This window comes from Hwanghaeella grinnelliae, from assembly GCF_004005845.1.
Classification (GTDB): Bacteria; Pseudomonadota; Alphaproteobacteria; order UBA8366; family Aestuariispiraceae; genus Hwanghaeella; species Hwanghaeella grinnelliae.
Genome location: NZ_SADE01000001.1, coordinates 1,866,761 through 1,877,371, shown reverse-complemented (window position 1 = coordinate 1,877,371; position 10,611 = coordinate 1,866,761). Strand labels below are relative to the sequence as shown.

Genomic DNA, 10,611 nt, shown 5'->3' with positions numbered 1-10,611 from the left:
TGGATAACTAGACCAACACCTGAGGGTCAGGCCGCTTCCATCCGAAATCAGATCTTGAATTACGATCCCACTGCAAGACTATTCTGGATCATTTTCCCGTTAATGTCGTATTATTGAGCATGATTGAAGAACTCAATATCACAAGATCAGAAACACCTTCTGGCGACGCTATTCTCATTCCCGTAGACATGAACGGAACACCAGGGCTGCTATCTTCTCATATCCTGAGGAGCCTCGGTGAAGAGCCGGACCTTTCTGAAACCTTAGATCTGAAGCGTGGTTATGGGATTCTTCAAAGTCACGAACCTGAAACAGGATCGACTCGATCCTTAGTTTTCATCGTCACAATACTTTCATTCGGACAAACTGGAATTCCCGACTGGTTTACCCAAAACATTTCCGGGGGCCTCGACGCATTTGACCTGAACCACTCAGCAGACTCTACCAATAGCCCCATAGATGTCTGGATCCCGCTACTCGGTACTGGTGAAGCACAATTCTCCCCTATGGAAAGCTGCACAGCCATCCTTGAGGCATTGGCAAAATCTCGCGTCAGCACCAGCGAACGACGGTTTCAAGTAACGGTAGCGGTTCCGAACAATTTGCCGTCAAGAAGTACTATCGAATTGGCAGACAAAGTAAGAGCCTTCTCTTTGGCCCAATTGGTTCGGTCGGATTTCGAAGAAAGTCCATTTCGGGAGCATCACTTAAAAGCGGAATCAGTATCAACAGGGAGCCCTGAGGTCGGTAGGCCGACAGCCACAGCTATTCCCAGTTTTCACGCCGAGCCGACAGGCGATCGCCCAATTAAAGGCGATGAGGAGGACCTGTACGGCTATAGCGACTATGCCGATGCAATTGCCGCCGTAATCCGGAACGAGAAGGTCAATGAGCCTCTATTGATAGCTATCGACGCTCCCTGGGGTGTTGGAAAGACTTCGGTCGCGAACTTGGTCAAGAAGCGGTTGGACGAACAGGCAGGGCATGATGTTCTTCCGCACCAAACTCTCTACTTCAATGCTTGGCTCCACGACGATGCAGAGCGTTTGCCTGGCGCGCTTATTGCCTCGGTCGCGCGAGAGGCAGATCAAGCGCGCACTTGGCTAAGCAGAATGAAACGTCCCCTCAGGGACAGCTTTCTATCCCCTAAGGCTGCGACCCGCGCGCGTTGGAAAAGGCGTAGCATATTGATTGCGGTCCTTATTGCCTTTTTTGGGTTCTGCTTCCTTGCGTTCCCCGCACAAATTGAGGAAATCCTTAAGTGGTTCCAAAATCAGTTCACGAGTCCTACCGATAACACCAGTTCCCCAGAGAATGGCGAAACTACTATCTCGCTTGGTCCAGTATCTATGGTCCTTTTTACGATTTTCGCGTCCGCAGTGATTGGCTCATTGTGGGAGTGCTTGCATCGTTGGCTAGCAGCGCGGCCCGCCGTTTCAGAATATGTCCAGCATAGTTCTATTGGAGCCCAACACGGCTCGCTGGACCTTGCGCGCAACGAATTGCAACGGTTGATCGAGGAAGTAACACCTATGGGCCGAAAGTTCGTCATCTTCGTCGATGACTTGGAACGTTGCCGTCCCCCTCGAGCCGTTGACCTATTAGAGACTATAAATCAACTGCTGACTTTTCCACCAGTCGTGGTCGTTATCATGACCGATTTGGAAGTGCTCTGCCAATGCGTGGAGGTCAAGTATGAAAAACTTGCCCGTGCAAAAAGGCTGGTGCTGAATGACCGCTATAAAGTCGGCTCTGAGCCAGATCCAGGTTTTGGGCACGAGTTCATGCGGAAGCTTGTTCAGCTTGAATTTCACCTGCCACCAATCAGGCGAGAAGTTGCGCGGCGCGCGTTATTTGGAGCGAATCCAGAAATAAATGGGCCAGCCTCCGATTCAACTGCATCGGTGAGTTCCGAAAATGCGAAGGAAACATTCCGAAACAAGTTGTTTGGAAAGTATGGCAACGACCAATTCCTGAGGTTCATAGGTTGGGCTGTCCTGGGCGGTTTTTCACTTTTTGTTTTGGTGATCGGCGTTCAAGCCATTTGGGGGCTATTTCTTTCTGGCGATTTGGAAACACTGGGGATCTATGCACTCTTAACCAATGGCATACTTCTTCCAATTGCGTTCGGCATAGTCTCCGCCTACGGAATCTACATATTTGTTTGGAGACGAATTAGACGTCGGAATCTATACGACTTGGACAAAGAACTAACAGTATCAGGTCAAAACTCACCCAAAGCAGATACCGCTACCATTACTCAAGATGAATTGTCAGAAATTGTCGAACTGCGGAAAGACATACAACTTGCCTCCGACTCAATGGCATATCGAATGGCGCGAGAAGAAGCTCTTGACTACATCCAACCTCGCCCGAGAACCATAAAGCGCGTCTTAAACCGCATTCAGATGCTGCTGGTCGTCTTAAATCGCCGTGGCTTGTTGAAACTTGAGGAAACCGACAAAGCTGGCATCCCTCCTAGGGTCGTCGGCAAGTGGGCGGCCTTTGAGGAACGGTGGCCTGTCCTTTATCGACAGGTCCTAACCGATCCCTCGAAAGCCGCACTTCTGAAAGTGAAGACTCTTGAAGATGATGCCACAGCAGCTGATTCCTTGCATCTCACCCCTAACTCCCGGCAGGTGCTCGTGACCTTCCTACGGAAGAACGGTAACAACATGGATGACCATATTGATGATCTCGTCCATCTCCGACACAATGACTAAGGACCACTAGACGGACACCAACCCGCCGTCTTTCAACGTCACCACCCGGTCCATGCGTTTGGCGAGTTCCGGGTTGTGGGTGGCGATGAGCGCCGACATGCCGCGGTCGCGGACGAGGCCCAGCAGCATGTCGAAGACGACGGCCGAGGTGCCGGGATCGAGATTGCCGGTCGGCTCGTCTGCCAGCAGGACGAGCGGGTCGTTGGCAATGGCGCGCGCGATCGCAACGCGCTGTTGTTCGCCGCCGGACAGGCGCGCCGGGCGATGCTTCATGCGTTCTTTCAACCCAACCGAATCCAGCAGCTGCGCGGCCTTGTCATTGGCTTGCCGCTTGGACCGGCCGGCCAGCATCTGCGGCAGGGCCACATTCTCCTGCGCCGTGAATTCCGGCAGCAGGTGATGGAACTGATAGATGAAGCCCAGGCTGTCGCGGCGTGCCCCGGTGCGTCCGTTATCGTCCATGGCGGCGCAGGATTGGCCACCGACCAGGACGTCCCCGCCATCGGGGTATTCGAGCAGACCGGCAATGTGCAGCAGGGTCGATTTGCCGGCCCCACTGGGCGCGACCATGCCGACCAGTTCACCCGGGCGAATATCGAGCGAGGCCGCTTTCAGCACCTGCAGCGGCTGGCCGATACCGGTATAGACCCGGTCGACCGCCTGAAGAGAGAGAACGGCGTCACTCATAGCGCAGCACTTCCACCGGATCGAGCCGCGCCGCCCGCCAGGCCGGATAGATCGAGGCCAGGAAACTGAGCGTAAGCGCGATGACCACGACGGAGATCGTCTCCCCGGAATCGATCCGCGCCGGCAATTGCGACAGGAAATAGATCTCCGCGCTGAAAAGATCGGTGCCGGAAAGCGCCTGGATCCATTGCCGGATGGTCTCGATATTAAGCGCGAAGGATATGCCCAACGCCGCCCCTGCCGCCGTGCCGATCACGCCGACGGAACTGCCGGTCATGAAAAAGATGCGCAGCAACATCGACCGACTGGCGCCCATGGTGCGCAGGATGGCAATGCCCTTGGCCTTGTCGTTCACCAGCATGATCTGGCTGGAAATGATGTTGAACGCGGCCACCATGATTATCAGCGTCAGGATCAGGAACATCACATTGCGTTCGACCTGCAGGGCCGTGAAGAAGCTTGAATTCACCCGTTGCCAGTCGAGCACCTGGGCCTTGCTGCCGACTTCCGCGGCGACATCGCGCCGAAGCTCTAGCGCCCCGTCGGCATCCTCCACCATGACTTCGAAGCCGCTGACCGCGTTCGGGTAGCGGAAATAGAGCTGCGCCTGGGCGAGCGGCATGTAAATGTAGGTGTTGTCGTATTCATACATGCCGACATTGAAGATCCCCGCCACCGAATAAGTCTTCATGCGCGGCACGGTTCCGAAGGCCGACGGCGACCCCTTGGGCGAGATCAATGTGATCCTGTCACCGACGCCAAGCCCCATTCTGGCCGCCATTCGGCCGCCGATCAGAACGCCGCGTCCCTCGTCGAAACCATCCAACGACCCTTGCTTGATCGCGTTGCGCAGAAGGTCCCGTCCCAGGAAATCTTCACGCCGCACACCGCGAACGACCGCGCCGGAGGCAAGATTATTCGCGCTGGCCATCACTTGCCCCTCGACAAGCGGGGTCACCTCGACCACGCCGTCGATCTTCCGGATCGCATCGGCCAGGAAGTCGAATTCGGTAATCGCTTCCGACCGATAGGCGGTAACGCTGATATGGCCGTTGAGGCCCAGAACGCGGCTCAACAATTCGTGCCGGAAGCCGTTCATCACCGCCATAACGATGATCAGCGTGGCGACGCCCAAGCCGATCCCGACCAGCGAGAACCACGCGATGACCGAAATGAACCCTTCCTGGCGCCGGGCCCGCAGATAGCGGAACGCGACCAACCGTTCGACGGGTGCGAACAAATGCCCTACTCCGCCAGCTTCGCAAGCGCCGCGTCGGCGGGGAGTTCCTCGCGGTCGCCGGTCTTGCGGTTCTTCAATTCGACGAAACCGCCCTTCACGCCTTTCGGCCCGACGATCACCTGCCAGGGAACGCCGATCAGATCCATGTCCGAGAATTTCACCCCGGCGCGGTCGTCTCGGTCGTCGTAGATGACTTCCACGCCCGCTTCCTGGAACTTCGCGTACAGGTCTTCGCAAACCCCGTCGCAGCCCTCATCGCCCTGGCGCAGATTGATCAGCGCGACTTTGAAGGGCGCCACCGATTCCGGCCAGATGATGCCGCTTTCGTCATGGCTCGCTTCGATGATGCCGCCCAACAGGCGGGACACGCCGACGCCGTAGGACCCGGATTGAACCAGCACCTGCTCGCCATCCGCCGTCGTCAGCTTGGCGTCGAAAGGTTTCGAATACTTGTCGCCGAAGAAGAAGATATGGCCGACCTCGATCCCGCGGGCCGTCACGCGCCGGTCTTCCGGGACTTCCGCCTCGAAGGCGGTCTGATCATGCTGTTCGTCGGTCGCGGCATAAGGTCCGGTCACCTTGTCGACCATGGCCTGCACCGCGTCGGCATCGTCCATGTCGATTGCCGTCTTGGTCAGATCGAATTCCAGCAAGGCTTTATCGCAAAAGACTTCGCTTTCGCCTGTTTCCGCGAGGATGATGAACTCGTGGCTCAAATCACCCCCGATGGGCCCCGTGTCGGCCGCCATCGGAATGGCCTTCAACCCCATCCGCGCATAGGTCCGCAGATAGGCCAGGAACTGCTTATTGTACGATTTGCGGCCGGATTCCGCATCCAGATCGAAGGAGTATCCGTCCTTCATCAGAAATTCCCGGCCGCGCATGATCCCGAACCGGGGCCGGATCTCGTCACGGAACTTCCACTGAATGTGATACATCATCAGGGGCACGTTCTTATAGCTTTTCGCATGGTCCCCAAAGATGCTGGTAATCATCTCCTCATTGGTGGGACCGTACAGCATCTCCCGTTCGTGCCGGTCTTCGATACGCAGCATTTCCTTGCCGTAATCGTCATACCGGCCCGATTTCTTCCACAGGTCGGCTGATTGAATGGTCGGCATCAGGATTTCATGGGCGCCGATACGGTCCTGTTCCTCTCGAACGATCTGTTCGATCTTCTTCAGCACGCGGAAGCCCAGCGGCAGCCAGCTGTAGATCCCCGCGCTTTCCTGGCGGATCATGCCGGCGCGCAGCATCAAGCGATGCGAGACGATTTGCGCCTCGGAAGGATCATGCCGCATGGTGGGCATAAAATAGCGGGAAACCCGAACGGCGGGGGAAAGACGCATGGCTGACCTCTATCGGGCACCGTCGCGTGCCGGTTGCACAACTGTTTACGGTGCGGGGACTGTTTCAGAATTGCGCGGACTTTAGGGAAACCGGGCAGTCGTGTCCATCATTCGCAAGCCTGTGATCGATGGAAGACACAGGCTTTTCATCCTTTAAAGAGGTTTGACGAATATCCTCTCAAAAGGCGAAAACCCGGCCGCACGGTAGGTCATTTCCGCGCCGTCGTTCGCATCGACGAAACTTAGGTCCATCCACGCCAAGCCTTTTGCTTTGAACCGTCGTTCGGCCTCATCCAGCATCGCGCGGGTAAGACCTCGTCGGCGATAGATCGGATCGACGAAGACGTCGCTGATATGTCCGCTTTGCCTGAATTCAGGCCGAAGATGAATATCGCCTTCGCCCAGGGAGTCGACATAGCCGAGCAAGAAGCCAGCGGCCTGTCCGTCCACCTCGGCGATCAGGGTGAACCCATCCAGGCGGGCCACCTCGCCCAAGAGGAAATCCACATGCGCTTCCGCTATCTCCGCACCGGGTGAGCGGTCGGGGCTGAGCTTCATCTCGAAGTCGTTGAGCCCCGCCATGAACCTTTCCACCGCGGGCCGATCTTCCAACCGCATATCCCGTATCACGAACTTTTCCGTCATCAATCCAAGAACCCCGCCGCGCGACATTGCGCCTCTATAATCGCGCGCAGAGGATCAGCGATCGGCCTTCCGTTCAAGGTTAGATTGCCCGACAGGATATCGTATTTGATATGACCGACATTGGCGCTGGTATTCGCGAAGTCATCCGGGTCCAATCCCGTATTCCCAAGTGGGTTGAAGGCCAGGCCGAACTCTATGGTGTCCGGCGTAATCCATTCGAAACCACTGGCAAGGTCCGCCGGCGCCACTGGGTTGCCGCGCACATCGACACCGGGCTTGTAAGCAACATCGGCTGAGGCTTCATGGCTGACGACGACATGGCGGCATTGCCGCTTCGTCAGTTGAATCGTGACCCCGGACGACTTACGCGGCGCGCGAGGATTCGCTACTTCACCCGAATTAGTGAAAGGATTCGCCCCGTCGCCCGTATCTGACTGCGCAAGTGCCTCCATCCCGCCAAAAAAGATGCTGCATTGCAGCATAAGGCCGATCAAAACCAGCCGTAATTCGCGACGTCGGCGAAACAGCTTGATAACCAAGGACCTGCGACAATTCGTTTCAATCATAGGAATAGGGAATATCCATTTCATAGCGGAAAAGATTGCTCATTTATTTTGCAGCACACTATCATTTTTCGTGCCGAATCCGCAGAATGCTGCAAAAAATACGTGACAAACACGCCTATCTCCGTACACTCCAATCAACAAAGACGCATGAAGACGTTGGCCCAAGTTCATTGGGGGGAAACCTGGAGAGTAGAGTGAAATGCGATCCACCCGGAATACCGGGGGACAGCATTCGAAGAAACGACGACACCATGACGTAGCGGAGGCACAACCTCCGCTACGTCTGTTTTTGGGGCTAGATTTGCGCACATAATCGAACCCTCCCGCTCTCCCACCAAGAACAATATCCCCGGCCATCAATACGCCACGATCACCCAATTGGCGTTAAAATATACAATAAAATCCGCCCATTAACTTATCTCAACCCGTCCAAAAACCGGCTGGGGCCGAACGCCATGGCGGATCATGCTTGGCGATTTCGGCTTGGACTGGGCAATCGTCCCTATGTGCGCCCGGAAGATACCCGATCGACATAAGGAACTCCCCGGTGATTTCTCCACCGGTGAATTTAAAGGTCTTCTTGAACAGCTTAACCCAATCCGGCTTTCGTTTCGGATGATGGTTCGCGATCCATCCCGCGAAGCCGCCATGGCTCTCCCGCATTGCCTGAATGACGCGTGCATTGTGGATGCCCGCGTTGACCTTTAATCGGTTCCTGACGATCCGCTCATCCGCCAGCAACCGGGCAACATCTGCCTCGTCATAGGCAGCAACCGTGTCCACATCGAAGCCATGATAGGCAGCGCGGAACCCGTCCTGTTTCCGAAGGATCAATGCCCAGCTCAAACCGGCCTGATTGATTTCGAAAATCAAACGTTCAAACAGCACCGCTTCATCGTTGATCGGAAAGCCGTATTCCCGGTCGTGATACGGCCCGTGCAGGGGATCACCGATGGCATAGTCGCAATAGCTGCTCACCGCCGCCCTTTACTGTCCAGGCTTGTCGAACGGGTTGCCGCGGAACGTGATCCATCCCTGGTCCTGAACGAACATGAAGACGCCCAGCAGGACTAAGGCGATAACCGTTGTTATCGCGGCCTTCTTCCAGAGCCGCGGTTTTTCCGGCGCGCCGGGCTCCATACCCTCTTCCACCTCTTCAGGGGGACGGTTCCCATGCGGCAGCATGGTGAAAAAGACCAGCCACCAGATGATGACGAAGACGACAACGCCGGAAACGACACCCATTACCTACCCCCGTCAGACCTGTTCGAGTTCGACGAGCGTGCCCATGAAATCCTTGGGATGCAGGAACAACACAGGCTTGCCATGCGCCCCGATCTTAGGTTCGCCGTCGCCCAGAACGCGCATGCCATCCGATTCCAACTTGTCCCGCGCGGCGATGATATCATCGACTTCGTAGCAGACATGATGCATGCCGCCGGACGGATTGCTCTCAAGGAACTTGGCAATCGGCGATCCTTCCCCGTGCGGGTGCAAAAGTTCGATCTTGGTGTTGGGCAGTTCGACGAAGACCGTGGTGACCCCGTGATCCGGCAGATCCACCGCCTCGGAGACTTTGGCCCCCAGGGTCGATCGATAGACCCGTGCCCCCTCTTCCAGGTCAGGCACGACAATCGCCACGTGATTCAACCGTCCGATCATTTCATCCCTCCACGTCTATTCGTCAGACCGGATCATATCCTGGTCACATGAACCGATACAGGCGGCCGTTTACCGGTGATCGACTGCAATTCCCGGCGTACACCGATCCGCACCGCTTCCTCGATCTGTTTGTCGTCGGACTTGGCTTTACCGTTGGCCTTGCCGATCACTCGCTCAACGACGGCGGTAATACCGTCCTTGTCACGATCATCCGGATCGAACAGGCCGAAAATGGTCACTGCCGGCGTCGCTGCCAAACCGCCTTTACGGTCCAGCGTTACACTGACCACGGCGCATCCGTTCCAGGCAATCTGCCGACGCTCCCGAATGCCGTGACTGTCGAACGGCACCAGACGGTCACCGTCCAGGGCCAGACGTCCGGCATAGACCTCGTCGACGACAGAGACACCGTCACTCTTGCTCAACCGCAATACATCGCCATTGAACGCAACAATGGTATGCGGCACCTGACACTGCTGCGCCAGTTCCGCATGCGCGGTCAGATGCCGCACTTCGCCATGAACCGGCACGGCGATGCTGGGCCGGATCCATTGATACATCTGGGTCAATTCATCCTGGTTGGGATGGCCGGAGGTATGGATATCGTGTTCACGCGCGGTGATGACGGTGACGCCCAATTCGGTCAGCTGGTTCTGAAGACGCGCGATTCCGACCTCGTTCCCGGGAATCTCCCGGCTAGAGAAGATGACAGAATCCCCTTCACCCAATGAGACATAGGGGTGGTCATCTCGCGCAATACGGCTAAGCGCTGCGCGCGGTTCCCCTTGGCTGCCGGTACAAATCAACAGTACTTTGTCTGGCGGTAAGCGGTGAACCTCCTCATCCGATATGAAGGACGGCAAATCGGTGAGGTAGCCTGTTTCCCGCGCCGCTTCGGTCATACGGTGCATCGACCGGCCGATAAGGGCGACTTTGCGGCCGCAGGCTTCCGCCGCTTTCACCGCGCTTTCGATCCGCGCGATGTTAGACGCGAAACAGGCAATAGCTACCTTGCCCTTCAGCGTTCCGACCAGTTCGACGAGGTTGTCCCGAACATCGCCTTCCGACCCGGAGGAGCCTGGGTTCATGGCATTGGTACTATCGCACATCATGGCGAGGACACCTTCCTCGCCCGCCCGGATCAATGCCGCTTCATCGGTGCTCGGCCCAACTTTCGGGTCAGGGTCCAGCTTCCAATCCCCGGTATGCATCACGGTCCCCGCCGCACAGCGGATCACCAAGGCATTCGGCTCGGGAATGGAATGGGTGAGCGTGATCAACTCGATATCAAATGGTCCGACTTGGAAATGCCCGGACATCGGAATTTCGATGATCTTCGGCAAACTGGTGAAGCCGTTCTCGTGCAATTTCCGGCGCAGGATGGCCGCGGTGAACGGCGTTGCATAGATGGGACAATCATAGCCGTCCCACAGGTACTGGACCGCGCCCAAATGATCTTCATGGGCATGGGTCAGCACCAGGCCGGCAAGATCCTTGCGCCGTTCCTCGATAAAGGCCGGATCGGGCATTATAACATCGACGCCGGGTGTTCTTCCGTCGTCGAAGCTGATCCCCATATCGACCATCATCCACTTGCCGTCATGGCCGTAGAGATTGAGGTTCATCCCGATTTCACCGGTACCGCCCAGCGGCACAAAAATGATTTCGTCGGAGCCGGGCTCGCCGGACTCCTCGTAATTTTGCTTGCTCATAAACCTCTTAACGCCGGCCTTGATGCG

10 protein-coding genes are annotated in these 10,611 nt (G+C 56.5%); 1 reads left to right on the top strand and 9 read right to left on the bottom strand.

Features of this window, described 5'->3' with window-relative positions; genetic code table 11:
- The first annotated feature begins 119 nt into the window (after nt 1-119).
- A complete protein-coding gene (locus EOI86_RS08755) occupies nt 120-2,723 on the top strand; it encodes a KAP family P-loop NTPase fold protein (protein WP_127764685.1) in 2,604 nt (867 codons plus the stop codon).
- 6 nt (nt 2,724-2,729) lie between these two features.
- Here EOI86_RS08755 and EOI86_RS08750 read toward each other — a convergent pair whose 3' ends face one another.
- The 9 genes from EOI86_RS08750 to EOI86_RS08710 form a co-directional block, all read right to left on the bottom strand.
- Nucleotides 2,730-3,410 (bottom strand): ABC transporter ATP-binding protein, encoded by a 681-nt coding sequence (locus tag EOI86_RS08750; protein ID WP_127764684.1) that lies wholly within the window; start codon nt 3,408-3,410, stop codon nt 2,730-2,732.
- The gene (locus EOI86_RS08745; RefSeq protein WP_127764683.1) at nt 3,403-4,650 is read right to left on the bottom strand and encodes a lipoprotein-releasing ABC transporter permease subunit; all 1,248 of its coding nucleotides are present in this window, start codon (nt 4,648-4,650) and stop codon (nt 3,403-3,405) included. The genes EOI86_RS08750 and EOI86_RS08745 overlap by 8 nt, the downstream gene beginning before the upstream one ends.
- Nucleotides 4,651-4,655: 5 nt before the next feature.
- Nucleotides 4,656-5,999, bottom strand: a complete 1,344-nt coding sequence (gene proS / locus EOI86_RS08740) for a proline--tRNA ligase (RefSeq protein ID WP_127764682.1) — start codon at nt 5,997-5,999, stop codon at nt 4,656-4,658.
- A gap of 153 nt (nt 6,000-6,152) precedes the next feature.
- A complete protein-coding gene (locus EOI86_RS08735; RefSeq protein ID WP_161973751.1) occupies nt 6,153-6,644 on the bottom strand; it encodes a GNAT family N-acetyltransferase in 492 nt (163 codons plus the stop codon).
- On the bottom strand, nt 6,644-7,210 hold the full coding sequence (locus EOI86_RS08730; protein ID WP_127764680.1) for a hypothetical protein: 567 nt from the start codon (nt 7,208-7,210) through the stop codon (nt 6,644-6,646). Before EOI86_RS08730 ends, EOI86_RS08735 begins: the two co-directional genes overlap by 1 nt.
- A 420-nt stretch (nt 7,211-7,630) precedes the next feature.
- On the bottom strand, nt 7,631-8,188 hold the full coding sequence (locus EOI86_RS08725; protein WP_127764679.1) for a DNA-3-methyladenine glycosylase I: 558 nt from the start codon (nt 8,186-8,188) through the stop codon (nt 7,631-7,633).
- A 9-nt stretch (nt 8,189-8,197) separates the two neighbouring features.
- Nucleotides 8,198-8,455: a DUF1467 family protein gene (locus tag EOI86_RS08720; RefSeq protein ID WP_127764678.1), complete on the bottom strand. Its 258-nt coding sequence runs from the start codon at nt 8,453-8,455 to the stop codon at nt 8,198-8,200.
- A 12-nt stretch (nt 8,456-8,467) separates the two neighbouring features.
- Nucleotides 8,468-8,872, bottom strand: a complete 405-nt coding sequence (mce, locus tag EOI86_RS08715) for a methylmalonyl-CoA epimerase (protein ID WP_127764677.1) — start codon at nt 8,870-8,872, stop codon at nt 8,468-8,470.
- Nucleotides 8,873-8,904: 32 nt separating this feature from the next.
- The gene (locus tag EOI86_RS08710; RefSeq protein ID WP_127764676.1) at nt 8,905-10,584 is read right to left on the bottom strand and encodes a ribonuclease J; all 1,680 of its coding nucleotides are present in this window, start codon (nt 10,582-10,584) and stop codon (nt 8,905-8,907) included.
- Nucleotides 10,585-10,611 lie beyond the last annotated feature (27 nt).

Excerpts from the sequence above, each read along its gene's own strand:
- mce (WP_127764677.1), bottom strand. The coding sequence starts at position 8,872 with ATGATCGGACGGTTGAATCACGTGGCGATTGTCGTGCCTGACCTGGAA.
- EOI86_RS08720 (WP_127764678.1), bottom strand. The coding sequence starts at position 8,455 with ATGGGTGTCGTTTCCGGCGTTGTCGTCTTCGTCATCATCTGGTGGCTG.
- EOI86_RS08730 (WP_127764680.1), bottom strand. The coding sequence starts at position 7,210 with ATGATTGAAACGAATTGTCGCAGGTCCTTGGTTATCAAGCTGTTTCGC.
- EOI86_RS08735 (WP_161973751.1), bottom strand. The coding sequence starts at position 6,644 with ATGACGGAAAAGTTCGTGATACGGGATATGCGGTTGGAAGATCGGCCC.
- proS (WP_127764682.1), bottom strand. The coding sequence starts at position 5,999 with ATGCGTCTTTCCCCCGCCGTTCGGGTTTCCCGCTATTTTATGCCCACC.
- EOI86_RS08755 (WP_127764685.1), top strand. The coding sequence starts at position 120 with ATGATTGAAGAACTCAATATCACAAGATCAGAAACACCTTCTGGCGAC.
- EOI86_RS08750 (WP_127764684.1), bottom strand. The coding sequence starts at position 3,410 with ATGAGTGACGCCGTTCTCTCTCTTCAGGCGGTCGACCGGGTCTATACC.
- EOI86_RS08710 (WP_127764676.1), bottom strand. The coding sequence starts at position 10,584 with ATGAGCAAGCAAAATTACGAGGAGTCCGGCGAGCCCGGCTCCGACGAA.